Annotated in this window: 13 protein-coding genes and 3 pseudogenes; 6 read left to right on the forward strand and 10 right to left on the reverse strand. The window is 55.5% G+C overall.

The window, feature by feature from the left end:
* Window positions 1–1,125 precede the first annotated feature (1,125 nt).
* Window positions 1,126–1,391: pseudogene (locus M2427_RS35925) on the reverse strand (transposase); the annotation flags it as partial.
* 1,477 nt (window positions 1,392–2,868) lie between these two features.
* On the opposite strand from M2427_RS35925, the gene M2427_RS35930 reads away from it, so the two are divergent.
* On the forward strand, window positions 2,869–3,303 hold the full coding sequence (locus M2427_RS35930; protein ID WP_280711540.1) for a hypothetical protein: 435 nt from the start codon (window positions 2,869–2,871) through the stop codon (window positions 3,301–3,303).
* Window positions 3,304–4,906: 1,603 nt separating this feature from the next.
* On the opposite strand, the gene M2427_RS35935 is transcribed toward M2427_RS35930, so the two are convergent.
* From M2427_RS35935 to M2427_RS35945, 3 genes are all read right to left on the reverse strand, one after another.
* Complete coding sequence (locus tag M2427_RS35935) at window positions 4,907–5,140, reverse strand: hypothetical protein (protein ID WP_280711541.1); 234 nt, start codon at window positions 5,138–5,140, stop codon at window positions 4,907–4,909.
* Between the two features lie 16 nt (window positions 5,141–5,156).
* Window positions 5,157–5,561: a hypothetical protein gene (locus M2427_RS35940; RefSeq protein WP_280711542.1), complete on the reverse strand. Its 405-nt coding sequence runs from the start codon at window positions 5,559–5,561 to the stop codon at window positions 5,157–5,159.
* A gap of 541 nt (window positions 5,562–6,102) precedes the next feature.
* A complete protein-coding gene (locus M2427_RS35945; protein WP_280711543.1) occupies window positions 6,103–6,252 on the reverse strand; it encodes a helix-turn-helix domain-containing protein in 150 nt (49 codons plus the stop codon).
* 512 nt (window positions 6,253–6,764) lie between these two features.
* Between M2427_RS35945 and M2427_RS35950 the strand changes: the two genes are divergently transcribed.
* Window positions 6,765–7,094 carry a hypothetical protein gene (locus M2427_RS35950; RefSeq protein ID WP_280711544.1) on the forward strand — a complete coding sequence of 110 codons (330 nt, stop codon included), beginning with the start codon at window positions 6,765–6,767 and terminating at the stop codon, window positions 7,092–7,094.
* Between the two features lie 612 nt (window positions 7,095–7,706).
* Here the strand turns inward: M2427_RS35950 and M2427_RS35955 are convergent.
* From M2427_RS35955 to M2427_RS35965, 3 genes are all read right to left on the reverse strand, one after another.
* The gene (locus M2427_RS35955) at window positions 7,707–7,964 is read right to left on the reverse strand and encodes a hypothetical protein (protein WP_280711545.1); all 258 of its coding nucleotides are present in this window, start codon (window positions 7,962–7,964) and stop codon (window positions 7,707–7,709) included.
* 465 nt (window positions 7,965–8,429) lie between these two features.
* On the reverse strand, window positions 8,430–8,726 hold the full coding sequence (locus M2427_RS35960; RefSeq protein WP_280711546.1) for a DUF1488 family protein: 297 nt from the start codon (window positions 8,724–8,726) through the stop codon (window positions 8,430–8,432).
* 356 nt (window positions 8,727–9,082) lie between these two features.
* A complete protein-coding gene (locus tag M2427_RS35965) occupies window positions 9,083–9,244 on the reverse strand; it encodes a hypothetical protein (protein WP_280711547.1) in 162 nt (53 codons plus the stop codon).
* Between the two features lie 825 nt (window positions 9,245–10,069).
* On the opposite strand from M2427_RS35965, the gene M2427_RS35970 reads away from it, so the two are divergent.
* Both M2427_RS35970 and M2427_RS35975 read left to right on the forward strand, forming a co-directional pair.
* Window positions 10,070–11,686 (forward strand): phosphoenolpyruvate carboxykinase, encoded by a 1,617-nt coding sequence (locus tag M2427_RS35970; RefSeq protein ID WP_280711605.1) that lies wholly within the window; start codon window positions 10,070–10,072, stop codon window positions 11,684–11,686.
* A 968-nt stretch (window positions 11,687–12,654) separates the two neighbouring features.
* Window positions 12,655–13,340: pseudogene (locus tag M2427_RS35975) on the forward strand (transposase); the annotation flags it as partial.
* Window positions 13,341–13,584: 244 nt separating this feature from the next.
* Here M2427_RS35975 and M2427_RS35980 read toward each other — a convergent pair.
* Window positions 13,585–13,911 carry a hypothetical protein gene (locus tag M2427_RS35980; protein ID WP_280711548.1) on the reverse strand — a complete coding sequence of 109 codons (327 nt, stop codon included), beginning with the start codon at window positions 13,909–13,911 and terminating at the stop codon, window positions 13,585–13,587.
* Window positions 13,912–14,665: 754 nt separating this feature from the next.
* On the opposite strand from M2427_RS35980, the gene M2427_RS35985 reads away from it, so the two are divergent.
* Complete coding sequence (locus M2427_RS35985; protein WP_280711549.1) at window positions 14,666–14,962, forward strand: hypothetical protein; 297 nt, start codon at window positions 14,666–14,668, stop codon at window positions 14,960–14,962.
* Window positions 14,963–15,276: 314 nt separating this feature from the next.
* Here the strand turns inward: M2427_RS35985 and M2427_RS35990 are convergent, their stop codons facing one another.
* On the reverse strand, window positions 15,277–15,444 hold the full coding sequence (locus M2427_RS35990; RefSeq protein WP_280711550.1) for a hypothetical protein: 168 nt from the start codon (window positions 15,442–15,444) through the stop codon (window positions 15,277–15,279).
* 20 nt (window positions 15,445–15,464) lie between these two features.
* Between M2427_RS35990 and M2427_RS35995 the strand changes: the two genes are divergently transcribed.
* Window positions 15,465–16,745, forward strand: a complete 1,281-nt coding sequence (locus M2427_RS35995) for a hypothetical protein (RefSeq protein WP_280711551.1) — start codon at window positions 15,465–15,467, stop codon at window positions 16,743–16,745.
* 440 nt (window positions 16,746–17,185) lie between these two features.
* On the opposite strand, the pseudogene M2427_RS36000 reads toward M2427_RS35995, so the two are convergent.
* Window positions 17,186–17,349: pseudogene (locus tag M2427_RS36000) on the reverse strand (IS481 family transposase); the annotation flags it as partial.
* Between the last annotated feature and the right edge of the window lie 702 nt (window positions 17,350–18,051).

The raw sequence follows: 18,051 nt of genomic DNA on the forward strand, positions 1-18,051 counted from the left end.
GGCGGCTCCTTCGTTTGAGGTCAGCGACGACCTCATCTTGCCACGCAGTGTGGCGGAAGGGGGCCGTCCACCCCAACACGAGAGCCCGGTGCGGCGAAAGCCGCTCGCGCACAAACGACAAAAACAGAATTGGATTCCCCTCGCATACTTTGTGCATCGCGACAGATCTCACTCTACCTCGTTTACCCAGCGTCACTGCTTGCTGTCGGATCCAGACATATGTCTGCCATCCCGACAATTGGAGTTCCTAACCAGCTTCCTGAGCGACTTGAACGACGATAGATTGTTGGAATGAGGATGCATGAGTAAAGGGTTCAGATGCCTCTTAATCAGCGGGTCCCAGATACGAGCCTGGGTGTGCCCCCAAGCTTTCAATCGCTTAGTAGCTCTCGCGACAGCCATTCCGACAATCGGTCAGCGGCTATTCTGACAAACCAGCTGACGTCCGAATCCATGATAATCCATCGGCGGAGGCGCTTCACCTCGGCCGAGGCCGCGCACCGACTCACTTGTGTCACGATTAATCCAGGTAAGCGGCCACAGCATCAGCGCGCATAACCGCAGGTCAGGCGCCGGTTGGCGGGTAGCGGGCCGGAAGAGGCGATCGTGGCGAGATCGCACTCCTTCCGCACGGCTCAAGCATCAAGCAGAATGCAGTTAGCCAATTCCGCTCAACGCTGCGTCACGAGCGTCTCCGTGCACCTTCATATCGCGTGAATTCGACGTGTAGGTGAGCAGATGCAACCGAGCCCAAAAGAAGGCCAACGGTCCTATCCGGCATTCGGCTAGCTTACAGCATGACTCCCTTGTCCGAAGCGGAGGGGACTTTGCCGCCAGCCTTGCCGCCATGTGCTCATTTTCAGACGCGGAACTTGGGCAAAAACCGATGCTGTCAGGTCGCTTTTGTCTCGCGAGACCATTGCCGAACCTGCAACCAGACCGTTATGTGCGGCCGGCTCTAAGGCTGGTTCGTTGATATTGCGCCACTTTTACTCGCATTGATCGCGTTCTTGACGACCCGCTTTGACCATTCCGGAGCGAAACTGGTGCGGTTGAGGAATCGTGTCCCGTTGCGCGGTGAAGCTGGCGGCGGTTCATCGCGTTCACCGGCATGGGCCGGGCTGATCAGCTCGCGATAGCCGGAAGGCCTATCGGTTGGATCATCGCTCAACGGCGGGGTGGTTTCCAGCCTCAGGCAGGGGCATGCTGGACGGCCCATTAATCGCTTTGCTCGAGCAGGATCGCGCCGATGAGACGGACAGTGGCGTCATCATTGGAAGGAAATGCCTACGACCTCGGTCCGCCGCTTGATCTCGCGGTTAAGGCGCTCGATGAGGTTGGTCGAGTGCAGCTTAGTCCGGTGCAGCGAACGTCATATTGGCCGGCACATCGGCCTTGCCCTGGGGTAGAATGTTAGCGACCGCTGTCCTGCCATCGCGCGAAGGTAGAGCCCATTTATTGTATTGTTCGCCTTCGGCTCGACCTCGATCGACCAAGGAGCTCAGGCCGCCAGTCAGCTTATTTTCGCGCAGCGCCGCACGACACCACTTCGCGCTCGCGACGAAGCGACACTGAACATTCCCGCCATACCGTCACAACTCGCGAAACGGGGTGCAATCATGCTAACGGTCATCAACGCGATTCACGAGCAATTCGGTAAAGCTGCTCTCCTCGGCACTTGCAGCAGAGGGTACCGATGACTGAGATTGCCGTTGCTACACGTTTGCGTAACGCAGCATCTCAATATTTCTCGCTCACGCTTTCCATGCGCTGAACCGCATGTTCCAAGCCCGTCCGGACCACTAGAGCCCCGTCGGCGAGCGGCATGCTTCGGCGACCCGCCGCTGGGCCAATGAAGAAACGAGCCTAACCCAATACTAAGGCCTCATTTGGAACTCATTTTACGGCAAATTAGCGGTGTTGCCAATGTGGGGACTGGCAAATGCCGAGAGCCATCGCGTTTGGAGTGCTTGGGTTAGTTGCAATCTGTGCAATTGTTATTGGCGGTCGCAGATCGGATCCATCCCAACAATCGGATGCGCTCCTTGAGTTCGTTGCGCCGTCGCCGGCTGTCATTACGAACAAATCTGATAGGCTGCAAGCTCTGGTCGAGAGAGGCGCGGAGCTACCCGGACAAATAATGGAGGTTAGCTTCTTAGCTGTACAACAAGATCCTCAGCCCGATCTTCCGATAGGCCGTGCTAAGCAGCCGCCTGATTTTGTCCCTCGTCACTGGCGTGATCCGTACGCTTTGAAGCCGGAAGCGCAAAAGCGTGCAAGCATCGCGAAAAAACTTGTCAAGCGGTCAGCCGAGAAAGTTCGAGCGAGCACGGCAAAGGAATGCCCAACCGATGGGTTTGCTCCGCTCCTGAGAAAGCTTAGATTAGCAACTGATTGCGATAGCTAGACCAACAACAATTCGACCACGGCATCATCTCTCAAGGCCACTAGCGCTCCGCACAGATGGCAGCTTTCTGCTCGTCGACATCGTACCTTTATGCTCGAATATTGTCGGTCATTGGCGCCGCCACTGGCGCGCCCTTGATAGGCGCCAGCCAAGGAATGCGCACGGCTGAGCCACTCGGCACGGCTGAGCGCATGGCCCGCCGCGTCCTCTCGTCGGGGTTCTTACCAGTTATTTCCATCACCATGCTGGGATGGCTCTATGCCATCCAGCAATACGCGACGTTGAATTGGCTAGCTGGCTAAAAAACGCCCGCCCACCACTCGCCGCCCTTGATGGCCGCACAGATGATCATTCCCCATAGTGCAATGTTGATCTGCAAAGCCGCTGCCATTGGTCCCGCCCTCAACAGTTAGCTTCCAGTTGCATTCTCTAGCGACACAATCTGGCATCGGGAACACTTCTTGATTCTCTGGATTCACGCCAGCTTAAATTCGCGCCAGTTGTTGTGCGATGCAATCGAGGTTTTACGGGGGTACCGTTTGCGAAAGCGTAGGCTCACAGCTTCGATCACCGAGAACACTGTCGAGGACAAAGGAAATCAGACGCAATGCGTTTTTAAGCACGCCCGAAAACGCATTTTGCCTAGTTTTCGCCATCCGGTTGTCAATCAAACGGCGCGAGATGCAACACATTCTGGGCGGTGGTCGCAAGGCACGATGACAAGCTGTGATTGGAATGCAAATATGGAAACTGATGGCGTTGAAATCCACAGCCGCTCGGCCTTCGGGCGAGTATACGCAGGCGGCTACCTAATGATGGCCATCATCGCTACGATCGGCTGGCTGTCAGGACTTGCTTGGGCCGCGATGGCGCTTTTGTACTGGATGTGCGGCTGAAGGGCTTCGGCCCACTACAGCGCGGAGCAGATAATGGCTTCCCAAGTGGGCAACTCATCGTAAGTCAACCGCAAGACGAAACCCACTCATTCGAGTGGCATTGCGCTCGTAACTAGTCGTTAAACGCTGTACGAGCACGCTAACCATCGAGGAATCAACAGGCTCGAATATCTGGGATAGAGTTGGCACGTGGCGGCTTTGTATGAACTGAGCCGCAACTCTGCTCGAGCGATGGAGCTAGCAGCTCGCGTCGTCCAGCAATTCTCGAACACGCGCCCAAAATCCGAAGAAGATTAGTCTCCACTAGTAGCCGACTACGCCGCTGCAAGTCTGCTGATTAAGTGCCTTGCCGGAGCCAGGGATACTATCAAGCACGCTGATGCGAGAGCTGTGAGCCCTACCGCAGCTGCCTCGAAGCGGCAGCAGCTCATACAAATTCGCGACCACGCCGGGATCGATCATGCAATCACTTCAAGGTTAGCTAACCGCGCCGTCATTCACTACAGTGGACAAATGATAACGCCTCAAGGAACACCGCGACCATTTCCTGCTGTAGCAGAGGCAGAAGTGGCCCGGCGCATCCAGGCCCAACTCGAAGCGCACAACGTCGAGTATGGCCACGGATCTTTGGTGTGGAGCCGACATCCTGATTGTCGAAGCGTTGCTAGGGAGACAGGCGGAGCTCGAAGTCGTTCTGCCATTCGAGACCGACAGCTTTCTAAAAAGAGTCGGTCACCAACGGAGGCGAAGAATGGCTACGGCGGTTTGATTGTTGGCTTAAGCGGTGCGCGTCGTTCATGCTACAAACAGTCAATATACCGGCGATCCCAAAGTTTTTGCCTACGCTTCGAAACTTGCCAAGGGCACGGCGATGCTGCGGGCACGACATCTCTCATCCGAAGTCTTCCAACTGGCGGTTGGGACGGGCAGAAAACTAACGAAATCGCAGGCAAGTTCGCCAATATTCAAAACTGAAAGGACAACGGAGAGAAAACAACAACGATTAGCAGCGAGGCAACCTTCCAGCGCGGCGCAAGAAGCCCGCGGATCGGCCGTCCACGTCACAGCACGCGCCATCGCGCAAGGTTAGGGCCATTTGGTTTGGCGATTTTCCGAGCGTCGGAGCGCTGGGCTAACCTTTAATAGCCATGTGAAGACGGCCATCAGCCCTCGATCCGTCGAAAGCATCACAAAAAATACCTGGGTGATGGGATTTTCCTGGTTTTTTGCTGATCTCGTTTCTGCGGCGCGCTGCGCCATGGACATTCAGTCGGAAGCGTCAAAGCTCGATATGGCGTCGCCGGAGCTCCCCGAGCCGAGAATCTTGGATTGCGGCTCGGTTTAGACGCCGGTGCCATATTTGAAATCCGAGATCCGATCCTAGGTGCTGTGACTTTCACCGGTGCCCATATCAGTTGGACGGAGAGGATTGAACCCAGCACCCCGCCAGGTGAAGTCTATGTCACCGAAGCTTTCGCTAAATTGTTTATCTTGCGCGACCATGGCGATCTGCGTGCGATGACGCTCGAAATGGAGCGCGAATCACCGCGCCGGCCCGCGACCTTGTGCAACAGGCGTGGCCGCCATCATTGAGCGGATCGATCTAGCCCCACTCGTTGTCCGGCATCGAGCCCGGCGGCGGCTTCAACTGTTCGAGACCGGCTTCGATCAACGCCAGTTCCGCTTGAATCGCTCTAACCGCGTTCTCCGGGTTGATGCCAGACACGGCCTGCAGTTCGGCGAGCACTTTGCGGCGGTGAGCAAGCAGGCTCGTAAGGGCGGGTCTATCCCTCACCTTCACGTAGCCAGCGACGATTAATTCTAGCGCCTTCGACACTGTCGCCTCGTTAAGCCTATTCAGGCGTTGGGTAGGCGGCTCGTGCAACCGCTTTCAAACGCGGCCGTGTAAATACCGCCAGTCCTGCTTCGGTAATGCGATATTCGATGCCCGCAACTGAAGACCGACTTTCCATCCATCCGTTTGCGAGAAGAGACTGTTTCGATTTCGGCCTGTCGTCCAACTTGGAGCTTTTGACCCATTCAAGATGACGCAATCGATCAAGAAATTGTCGGTGGTGTTGGTCGAAGGTTGATCGACGTTTTACCTGCTCTCGAAGGCTACGCAAAATCTCTTCGAGGGAATGTTCTGTTTCCACGGCACCAAATATTGCAATGCAGTGTTGATGAAGTGTTATCCGCCGGGAAAATGCAGCAACGCCTTCTAAACGGTCCGGATTTACCTTTATGGCATGGGCCACGATGACATACCCGACGGGGTTTGGGAGCACGCTGCGGCGAAGCTATGTCCGTCTAGCGGCTTGGATGGTGCGGTCTAACCGCCCATCTGAGCCTAGTCGGCCGCCGGACCCCGAGAACACTCGACGGCCGGCGCCAGGAAAGGTCATGGTCTTCCAGCGGCCGTGGGGAACCTTAGCGTGAAGTCTGCTCCCGCGCGGCGGCCCATCCTCGCAAGGGCGCCATATCGGTCCTGGTCCAGGTCTCGTCGATGAAGACCGACCGTTCATCTTCGGTGCGATCTTGATACTTTGTCTACTGGGCTCGCCGCTGCGCGACCTCGGGTCGATCGCGTTCGCCAGCCGCCACGCTTTTTTTTTGAAGCTGAGCTTCTCGCGGCATGCAAGAAGTCCCACACCGAGTAGTAGTCGACCTTCAGGCCGCGACCGGCAGGTTCGGCAACGAGACCGCGTATCGTGAAATTACAATTTTTGAATCGTTACGGCAGCCACCGCATGCTCGCCCGAGATCGGATTTGGCTTGTAGCCACCGATCTGGCTGGGCTCAACGCTGCCACTCATCGACCCGCTTCATCCGGCCAATCGCCGTGCTGATTGCCACCCCAAAATGCTTGGCGGCCTGATTGCGCGACATCCTACCCTCAATAGCAGCTACGACAAGCTTGCGGAGATCCAGAGAATAAGGCTTGCCCATCCATGCTGGCCTCCCATCCATCCAGCCAGCATGGCGAATCAGAAATACATTGATTTGGGAATCCCGAACCAATTCAGACTAACCACCCCCCGGCATTAAATTTAGCGGGTCGGAATCTCCAATGCTCGGCACGATCTGAGCGACGCGAGGTTCCGACCATAACGTGAGTTAAGGGACGCCATTTTCTTAGCCTCTTGCCAACCGACTGGGCAATCTAGACATCGGCGATCCTCAGTAATCGACAGACGGCCAAGGGAAAGCAGTCCGCCGAATTAGTGCGTAGCTTGCGGCCAATACTTCGGCCAAGCCAGGGAAGCCCTCGCGAACCATCGAGCGCGACACTACCCAAGGTCGTACGTTTGGGCGCGATCCAGACCGCGTCGTTGGGATGTCGTCGGACAAGAGCGCCGATCTGGACGCGCTGGCGACGATGCCGGCGGAAGACCGCGCGCCGCTGATCGCGAGAGCCGCCACTGGCGAAAACGTCAGCGCCTTTGCGCGCAGTTGAGACGATGAGCCGAAGCCCGGCTCTCAAAACTACCTTCAAGGCGTTCCGGTCGGCGTGGCTGCGTCCCGCGGCGGACAACGCATCTATTGACATCAACACCGCGTCGCATCAATTTGAAGTGTTTTTTAGTAGATGTTTTCATGTCGGTATTTGCGTAATGAGCGTTAGAACCGTCTTGTCGGCAATATTGAAGCGCGAGCTGATCAGACGCGGCTTGCACGGTTTGTCCGACGCCGATTGCTCCGACATCGTTGGTCAGCTTCTTGAGCAACTCATGGATTTCGAGCTTAAGCTTGCTGCCCAAGAACTGACTGATCAATTACCGAAGAAATAGGTCATCTGTGGCTTCGACTATGTCGACGGTGCCCCCGTCTTTTGGCGGCCGGCTTCGGCGCAGCTGTAGGCATCTTGCGGGTCCGGCCCTCGTTGCCGGTACGCATCTCAACTGGTCTGCGTGGGCCAGTTAATTTTTTAAGGGCGCGCGCCTCGGTCGCATCGCCGAAACAACGAACGACTTCGAAGATGTACATGGCCGCGCCGCAATAAGCCCGCCAAAGCTTCTTGCGCATAGGCAAGGAGAACGGCGCGAACCGTTGCTTGCCTATTTCGGCCTGGTTTCGACACCCTCGAACATCACTTCATCGAACAGCTGATTTGCCAAGTCCCCGGGCGCTCGGCGCGCGCTTTGCTGCCTGGGCTGAAAGAAAATGGGCCGCCTGTCGGCGGCCTATCATTGGTCATCGTATGATCATTAGGCGAGGACCGCTTCCCGCTCCGTTCGTGGCAACAAAGTTCGATAAACTCGCCCGGCGCAAGTGGCTGCAGATCGAACTGAATGCCGGAGAGCTGCGAGGGGGCGCCCTCCTTCAGAACGATGCAGATGCGGTTCGTCTGACGAACGCGCCGCGAAGCAGACACATCGCCGGGACTAACACCAGTTCGAACCTTATGCAGCCTGCGAGGCTGAACCGGCCGACCGCAACTGATATTCGAGCGTAGCGATCGTATCCAGCAGGTTGCCACGGCGTCCGCGCAGGGTTCGTGCCAACATCGAATAGCGTTGATCGTAAATGTCGGAAACTCCCGTCCGCACCTCCTCTTCCTCGATGTCGGCGGACATTAATTCGGCACGTCGTTTCAATTCAACGACGAGTGCTTCCAGCTTCACTGGTCTCCGAATATTAATTTGAGACAGGTACTGCATGAAACTGCTCCAGAGTGAGACGGTTGCGACCTCTATGGCTGATGTGTCGCAAGCCGCTTGCCAAGGGTCGCAACCTCGGCTGTTGCCTGCCTTTAACGTTAAACGCTCAGGTTAACGTCTGAACGCCTTTGCACATGGCCGACTGCCGATCTACTTGTGATCGCATGCACAACGATTGCACGGAACAAACGAACAGCAAACGACGAGCGCACGTACGTGTGCGTCAGGCGTTTGCTACTTTCATTCTGTGCGCCTTCGCCATCGTGATGCTAGGATGGCTGGCTGCACTCTACTGGTTGGCCCGTGCGGCGTTTCTCTGGCTGCTCCCGTGAGGCTCGGGGCAGCGGCGGGGGCCTATCCGCATTGAGGCGGCAACCTCCACCCGAAGAAGTCATTGCTTATGCCGCCGCAGCTCATTTTGCGATAAGCATTGACGAATGTAGAAAGCTAGTCGCGCTGCTGTTCTTACGCGAAGGTGCGCTTCACTGCCCGACGCAGATGTTTGGAAAAAATTCTGATGTTCTCATTGCGCCTGAAGAGATTGCACGCCACTGCTTCGATCAGGTCGCGATGCCTAAGAAACACCGCCTCGTGGTCGATCACGACGATGGTCGCGCGACCCGCGAGGTCCACCAGAGCCGCGTTACTGATCTCACAAGATACGGACGCCCGGCCTCTCATCATGCTAAATCGGTAGAACATGCGTTGGCGGTCATAGCCAATTGCGTTTCCTCGGGTGAGAATAGGCTTCGCCTCAGACATGCCCCCTCCCGCAAAATTAAGCCAGATTTTTCAAGTACAATAGCGGTCGGCACGATCAGCAAGCCGACACGATTATGATTTTCCAACAAATGAGATCGGGACTGCAGCGACCTGATGGCGCCGTCTAACTCTTCCTCTGGCCACCTAAGGCCGATTGCTCAGCCGTATCTTGCTAGAGTCCGTCGCTTTGCTCCCACGCGACCCAAGGTGAGACCAAGAGCATAGGCTCGTGCTTTGACGGCCTGCGGTGTGCGATCAAGTTGAGTGGCTATGGCTTCAACCGCATTTCCGGCGCTCAGCCCGTTTCGCAAAAACTCGATTTCTTCATCCGACCAAATCCGTCGTAACCCAACCATCTAAACTCCCTCAATTTCACCGTACTCAAAAGCGATTTCTAAAAATCTGAGCGCCGATTTTTCAGCCTCTTGATAAAAACGTAATCCCCCGCCGATTGCAAGCCGGTGTTGGAGGAGGACACCGGGCGAGCTTAAGGAGGCGGCACGGGCGAAAGCCATCATCCCGACGCCCGTCTCAATCAGAGATGGTTGCATCAGCTCAATCGGGATTCTTTGTTGAGCGCAAGCCGATCACTTGGTCCAAGACTATTCGGTAACGGCAGCAATGAGCACACGCACCGGACGACATCGATGACGTGAGAGGGCTCACGCTCGGTTCTCTTGACATATACTTAGATGGAGTTTTCCCTCGAACAGGCTCGGTCTAAACTTTCCATATTTCCACTTCCGCAAATTTTTTAGTCACGTAACTTCTCTCGAGAGCGGACGCGGCAATGCAACGATTAGCGGTCTGGCGGCACTTCGCCTTTAGAGCTTAAGACAGAAGCTCGCTCGCAATCGCCCATAGTGCCGCAGATATGAGATATAGCCAACACAAAGATACTGCGGTCGCGATTATGGCCCAGACAACAGCAAACAGGCGGCTGCGACCTTCAACGGATCGCGGAAGCTCGAGTTGGCCACTCTGCCCGTCTTCACAAATATTTAGGTCATCTGAATCGACTATTGGCATGAAAGCAAAAGACTTCAACACATCAGGGAAATGCGGGCACATTAGAGGTATCACTTTTGACGGAATTTCGACGATGACCAACGTGGCTGCCTATTTTGGAACCTATTGTGCTTTAGGATTGAACGTTAATTTGTGAAGTTACGAGGGTGCTCTGGCAACGTACGCGTCGTCAGACACGGATATAGGTGTCGTGCCACGCAATTCTTGCCGGGATCGTGCAACACCGCGACCCAAATGTGAATCAGATCGCATGAAATGGCATGATTATTGCTGATCGAAGGGAGTTTGAGATGCTTATTTGAGTGTGTAGCGTGATGAAACATACTGGCGTGCGCAACGGTGCCTTCGACGCCGACAAATTCGGCTTAAAGAATCTCAAGCAGGTTCACTGGAACCTGGGCGCACCGCAACTCTATCAGTACTCGCTCGCTGCCGGCGAGGCAGTGCTGTCCGCCGACGGCGCGCTCTGCGCCGACACCGGCGAGTTCACGGGTCGCAGCCCGAAGGACAAGTTCACGGTGCGTGACGCCACCACCGACAAGAAGATGTGGTGGGCCGGCAACCAGTCGATTACCGCGGAGCAGTTCGAGACGCTGTATCAGGATTTCCTCAGGCACGCCGAAGGCAAGAGCCTGTTCGCGCAGGACCTCTACGGCGGCGCCGATCCGTCCTACCGGATCAAGACGCGCGTCTTCACCGAGCTCGCCTGGCACTCGCTGTTCATCCGCACTCTCCTGATCCGCCCCGAGGCGGTCGAGCTGCCGCACTTCACGCCGGAGCTCACCATCATCGACATGCCGAGCTTCCGCGCTGATCCGAAGCGCCATGGCTGCAAGTCCGAGAACGTCGTTGCGATCGATTTCGCGCGCAAGATCGTGCTGATCGGTGGCTCCTACTATGCCGGCGAGATGAAGAAGTCGGTCTTCACCACGCTGAACTATTATCTGCCCGAGCGCGGCGTGATGCCGATGCACTGCTCGGCGAATGTTGGCGCCAATGGCGACACCGCCATTTTCTTCGGCTTGTCGGGCACCGGCAAGACCACGCTCTCGGCCGATCCGAACCGTACGCTGATCGGCGACGACGAGCATGGCTGGGGTCCGAACGGCGTCTTCAATTTCGAAGGCGGCTGCTACGCGAAGTGCATCAAGCTGTCGAAGGAAGCGGAGCCCGAGATCTACGCAGCCTCGACCCGCTTCGGTGCCGTGCTCGAGAACTGCGTACTCGACGAAGACACCCGCGTGGTCGATTTCGACGACGGCTCCAAGACCGAGAACACGCGTTCGGCCTATCCGCTCGACTTCATCCCGAACGCCTCGCGCACCGGACGCGCGCCGCAGCCGAAGAACGTGGTGATGCTCGCTGCCGACGCCTTCGGCGTGCTGCCGCCGATCGCAAAGCTCTCGCCGGCGCAGGCGATGTATCACTTCCTGTCCGGTTACACCGCCAAGGTCGCGGGCACCGAGCGCGGCTTGGGCTCTGAGCCGCAGCCGGAATTCTCGACCTGCTTCGGCTCGCCCTTCCTGCCGCTCGATCCCTCCGTCTACGGCAACATGCTGCGTGATCTCATCGCCCAGCACAATGTCGACTGCTGGCTGGTCAACACCGGCTGGACCGGCGGCAAGTACGGCACCGGCTCGCGCATGCCGATCAAGGTGACGCGCGCGCTGCTCACCGCCGCGCTCGACGGTTCGCTTCGCAACGTCGAATTCCGCACCGACAAATATTTCGGCTTCGCAGTCCCGACCGCGCTGCCCGGCGTGCCGAGCGAAATCCTCAATCCGGTCAACACCTGGAAAGACAAGGACGAGTTCGACAAGACCGCACGTAGCCTGGTCGGTATGTTCCAGAAGAACTTTGCCAAGTTCGAAGCCCAGGTGGATGCCGAGGTGCGCGCCGCTGCGCCGGACGTGAAGCTCGCGGCAAGGTAAGAAAGCTCATTGAAGACTCTGATCATAAGGCAGCGCAATGTGCTTTCATTTTGCTATTTCAAGGGGGCAGCGAATAACATTCGAAGGTGATCGCCGCGCGCTCCATCAGGCTGCATCCATACCGCCGATCAAACGGATGAGGCGCCTTGGCAGAGCACGACCAGGCGCTGTCCTACCCTAAACGATGCTGATATAAGCTCTTATGAAAACTGGCCGAGAAATACCCAGATCCGATAAATAACGCTGACTGGACGTAGGACAGCGATGACGGCAAGTTTGGCCCCAAGGCTGCGCGTGTCGCGAACCGACTGGCAAGCATAAACCTAACTCGCTTGCCGAAGAGCGCACAGGCGGTCGATGATGCCGCAGAAATTGACACTTCCCCCCAGCTGAAATACTACTACTGAGAAGATGAAATTGGCTGGAGTCGAGACAATGAACTCCAAGATCATATTATCCTTAGCGATCGCAGCGGCAGCTCTTAGCCTACCCCAGGGCAAGTCGCATGCGCGTGGATATCGAGCGGCCGTCACTGTTGCTGACATTCAAGGTTGCGTCGTAGTTCCAACGTATAACCCTTTCATTTATCCGACCGCGAATTGGCGGCCGTTCTTTCTGCGCCACTATTATCAGTACGGACCAGTGCCGATCTGCGCAGTAACATCGTCCATATCAGGACCTGTTATTGCGGCCAAATTTTAGAGTACCTCTTCAAGTTCTCCGTGCTGGACAAGCGAACACCGTATTGGGTCCGCTTTATCCCTACGACACATCTTTCGCCATCAATCGCAAAGTAAGTTGTCGTCCGTTAAGAGCGACCAAGTGACTGATGTGGAATCGTAATCTGGCAGGCCGGCTTTTTTGCGATTGCAGGGCTTTGATGCTTCAGGGATCGGAACCTTGCAATTTCATTTTCAGGATTCCGTCGGATAGCCAGTCATGATTCCGTGGTCGCGTCGGAGGGGGCGATGCCGCCGAAGAAGCAGAAGGCGACGGGATCGGGCGATCTGTTCCGGGCCAGGCTGGACCAGATCATCAATATGAAGCACGAACTGGCTCAATTCGCGGCAGGGTCGACTGGGACTGGATCGACGGGGAGATCGCGCCGCTCTGCAGCGAGAACGGTCGGTCGGGCATCGCGACCCGCTTCGTGATTGGGCTGCTGCTGCTCAAGCAGATTTACGGCCTGTCCGACGAGGGGTTGTGCGAGCGCTGGGTCCACGACCCATATTTCCAGTACTTCACGGGCGAAGAGTTCTTCCAGCATTCATTTCCGCACGAGCCCTCGGATTTGAGCCACTCGCGCAAGCGGCTCGGCGACAAGCTGGAGCTGCTGCTGGCCGAGAGCTTGCGGGTGGCGCACGAAGCCGGCGCGTAACGCAGCCAGGACCTCAAGCGTGTCACGGTCGGTGACCGTGCAGCCGAAGGCGATCACCTTCCCGACCGATGCCAAGCTGCCAAGCTGCTGCACGCGGCGATCAAGGGGCTCAACCGCATGGCGAGGAAGCACGGGGTCAAGCTGCGGCAGCCCTGTCTGCGCGTCGCCAAGACCGCGGCAATGATGGCGAGACGCGACGCCCATGCCAAGCAATTCAGGCGGCATCAGCGGCAGTTGCGCATCCTGCGCAGCCGGCTGGGCCGGATCATCCGCGACTTCGGAGGCAGTCCATTGGCGACGCATCGTCTACTTTGTCGAACGTTTCAGCTTGTCAGCTCCAAATTAAGGCCTCGAGCTGTGTGATCAGCAATGCACTACCTTCAACTGATAAGACGGAAATTCGACAAATCTCCCATCCAAAATAACGACTTTGGCGCGCGGAATAGCGACTGAAAATTTTACGGCACGTCTTTGGCGGCATCGACCAAGCTGTCGTAACTCAAAATCGAGCGGCCCCCATTTACTCTTTGATCTCTTTTTGACTCGCGCAGATTGCTGCCAAGGCTCTTTCGGATTTTGAAAGAATTTTCAACCTAGCTTCAACAATTCTATCAATGGGTGGGGCAAGCCCCCTCAAGTCTAACTCGACACCGAGATCGTTTAGAGCTCTCTGATTAAACAGGATAGATTCATCGGCCCAGCGATTCATCTGTTCCGCCCATCGTTTGTTGAGATCGTTTTCCGACAGTTGCTGATACCGTCGACCACGCACGAGATAAGAATTCCTATTCTCTAATCTACGATTTTTCAGCATCGCTTCAACAGTTTCTCTCATCGCATCGCTCATCGACTGATCCTCTTAACGCAATAATGTGCCTCTTCTCGAAAATGCCGAACGGCTATCACATTAGGGGAATAGTTCTTGAACCGACGAGGGAGCGCCCGAGCATAAAGCCTCCTTGCAGCTGCCTTCCTGTTGAGCCGGTGATATGCAACTATGCCGTCGGTGTTAATCGACAGGCAAGAACGAGACGGCGGATACCACGCTCGCCGAGCCGATTGGGCAACTTTAGCCCAAGATCCAGGATGGCATGATTGGGTCGTCGGCTACGCAACCTCTGACTGGCGGTCAATGCGCCCGAGACGCCGGCGCTGGCCCGATAACGCAATTATCGTGCAGCAAGCTATCGGGGGATTCCAGCACTTTCTATGAATGGTGAAGCGATTGCGGCTGACCCACGCAAGCACTTTTGTCCCAAGCGCCAACCGCTCCCAACTGCTTTGAACAGACGAAACAGGGCTGCAATTATCGCACGCGGCAAGTCAGTTAGGTCACCGAAAATGCCCGTAATTACTTCCAACACCACCAATGCATCGAGCAACAATCCCTAATATCCGCCATCGCGAGAAATCAGATTTGCTCAAAAGTTAAGAGAATGGCTCGGCGACGACGTGCTATGAGCCAAATCGCGATTGCGCCTATCAATTGGCCGCTAGACCCGCCCCATTGCCTCCGACTGCGGCCGGAGCTCGGTATTTGCATTCAACTCGATGCCTGTTAAATTGAAAATTGTTCGCGAGCACGATTTTGCGAGGTTGCAGTGCCATTTTTCAGTAAGAAGGCAGACCCGTCGCGGCGTACACTTGTTTCTCGAAGCGCCTTGGAGCGAGCAATCACCACGGCGATCAAAACCTTCGATGTCGGCTGCCAAGATTTTGTGGGCGTTGTTGTTGAACAAAGTTCGTCCAAATCCTCTGCAGAGCCAAATTGGCAAGTAAAGGGTCTTCGCTTTGGCAAATCAGATCGAGACATGGCAACTGCGGCCCTCGATAGCGTTTTGCCACTCATGCAGAAGGAATTTACGCTCGAAGTTTCGGATCAGGACAAGATAGGATGAGAGAGCTTTACAACCTTGGCGAGCTTGGAAAGATGGCACTTTTCTCGTCCGCGACTGGCTCTACTGAGTGCCTTAGGATGTGCCGCCTCCGACGCCAATCCAACCGGCATTTGGTCGATCCCTTCGACTTATACCTAACGGCTCGCGCTAGAGCGCATGCAAGTTGAACCTAGGCCAAAGCCTCGTCTGCTTGTCCAGGCAAGGTTCGGCAGACCCATCCAGCCCCTGAAGATCGAAGGTTTTGCAACATCGCTCGGCGCAAGTTCCGCTGCTGCACTCTTGTAAGTAACTCTCAGAGCTGGGGGTCAGCAGGCCTATCCTCGAGCAGCACGGTCGTCGATGACGATGGAACCCCCTTGCAGGCCCTTCAGTCTGCGATTGCCATCGACCCAGGCAAAGCTATCTTTTTGACCAGAAAGGAGCGTCTCTTCAGCAAATTCAGCTCGTTGCAGCAGACTTGATCGTTCGCTAAAATGTTCCAATGTTAGCCTCATAAACTCGAATGAAATCAGAATCCTCGAAGCTCAACAATAGTGAAAGCCAGGATAGCGACGCGAAGAACGCAGCTGTCGCGCGATCGTCCAATTCTTCTTATCAAGATGCAGCTAGCGATAACGAAGATCACGCAGAAGGAGCATCAAACAAGGTAACAGTGTTCACTCAAACCCCAGCGGAACGACTGAATCGAGAAGTTGATTTCGCGTTGATGTTGGCCGACTTGATTAGAGTTGTGAAGCGAGATCCAGAACAACTTAGACTTACAATCTATGATTTCGCGCGGGTCAAACTCGCCAATGAACTGACTTGGGCCACTCCATCCGAGCGTGAAAGCCTCTTGCACTCACTAGAGGTCGCTATTCATGGCGTAGAAAAGTTTTCCTTGCGTTCGGAGCAAGTAACAGCCTTGCCGGCAGCCAATGCTATATCCAGCCCAGAGGTTGCCGCGTACTTTGACCAGGAAGCCAGATTTCGCACAGATATCCCCGAGACAAAGCCCGCCCCAGTTCATTTGGTTGAACTCGAAGCAATTCCTCAAAGAAGGAAGATTTTCTCGCCTCGGGGAATTGCAGTAGCATCGATTTTGCTACTCTTCATTTTTGGTGGATTTTTAGCTGGATCGATGGTGCTAGGTTCGGTCTTTTTGATGCGCGATAAACTCGTACAAGCGGTTGCGCCGACATCTTCCGAAAAGGTCGTACAGCAAACCATTGAGTCCCAGCTTAAAGGAGTTCCGACGCCGCCCCCTCCTCCAGCATTTCCGATTCCAGGCGACTATGGTGTTTATGCTTTGAACAATGGCGCGCTGGAGGAGCTAGAAGTACTATCTGAACAAGTTCCCGACAAGCGCATTGCGATGTCAACACCGATCATGCAACCAAGCCGGATAATTCTCCCGGACGGCCGTGCGAAATTCATTGTCTACCGTCGTGACCTCGCGAACAACGCTCCTGAAAGGGTTGACGTTCGCGTGGTCGCACAAGTGACAAGAGCGCACATGTTTGACGCGAAAGGCAAACCTACAACAGCTCCGGTCTCCGGCGCCTGGAATATTCGGAACATAACTTTTGCATTTAGAGTACGTCCGCTCCCGGGGAATGCCGAAATGTTGCTAATCCAACCTGAAAGCGCCGACTTCTCCCTCAAACCAGGTCGATATGTTCTGGTCCTGAAAAGCCAAGGATACGACTTCACGATTGCCGGAAGGATTACAGACCCGGCTCAGTGTCTCGAGCGAACAGAAGCTGCTAACGGCGTGTTCTATTCGGAATGCGAAAAGACTTGAGGCTCGGTAACAGGCTTTGTCAACTGCCAGGCGCTGGAAGATGTCAACTGGGCGACCGTCTATAGCAGAAGATCGTCGGGCTAATCCTAAGAAAAGCAGTATGCAATCTCTGAAACCAGAGCATACTGACCGCGGTCATCGAGAGGCGATTCTCGAACTGGCTCGTTTGTCGGCTGAAAACAGTTCGCATCAAAGACAACTGTTCCTCTTGCCTCATCGCGGGTGCGGCCAATTGATAGCATTGGCGCAAACCGTCGAGTGCATGTCGATTGTCTTTGGGTTGGGCGCGGAAGTTGATGAATTGCGCGCTGACTGCGGGCGCGGGATGCAGCAGGTCGGAAACGGAAAAGCGTTAGGGTCGAAACGTATTGTAGGCAATCACCTGAAACAACTATTCGGCTTTGACCTTTATCAGCAGGCTACGCCCTTGGGTGACCTAGCTAGCTGTGGAGCCTCAAGAGGTTGTCCTCAGTCAGACCAAGGCAGCTTGTCGGTGTTTGTGAATTTATACCGCTATGAGCCCCGTTCCAGTTGTATCGCGATGCATCGGCAGCTCTTGGGCGCGGCGATCGGAGGTTGGATATGCTTGGGCACAAGCCCATTCCGTTCAGATGCGCCAGTGCGTAAAGCTTGCGCTCTGATCCGGACAATTGCCAGATACGCTGCCCGCATTGGCCGTCCAAAATCACTGGCATAAACCTTAGCGAACCGCTCGGTCCCCCCCAACGCCACCTCTGGATCGCCCATATCCGTAATCTGATCCAGCTGAGGGCGGAGATTGCCTACTTACCGTTTCGCTGCGCTGCTACCGTGCGTCTCATTTCCCCAAACACAGGCCAAGGCGGGTCAACAGAAATCAGCTATGCGAAGAAGCTCTTTCCAAAACCCGCGCCCGCCGACGCTGCTCGTGACGGCGCAAAGCTAGGCGCGAAAAATCATGAAACGACGGAATAGCGCAATTTTCGCGAAACTGACCAGCTATTCTATTCAAGGTTATATTTGCGCCGAAGGCGTTCAAGTACCTCTGTCAGAATGCTCATAACGGCACTTCTATCTGACTTCCCAAAGCGAATACCTCTTACATCCCAATTAGACGATAATTGTGCCGTCGGCGCCTCTCTTTCCACGATAACACCCACAAATTGCCGACACTCGGGCGACGAGCCTTGAACAGCGGAGGTTATTTCAGATTCCAAGGCTTCTCGCGAGATACCTTCTTTTTGGGAGATCGTTGTTATCAAGGCCTCATCCTTGCACTAGGGTTCCTTCATTCCAGCTTCAAAACGAATGGCCTAATGCACCGTAC

This window comes from Bradyrhizobium sp. BR13661, assembly GCF_029892425.1.
GTDB lineage: Bacteria > Pseudomonadota > Alphaproteobacteria > Rhizobiales > Xanthobacteraceae > Bradyrhizobium.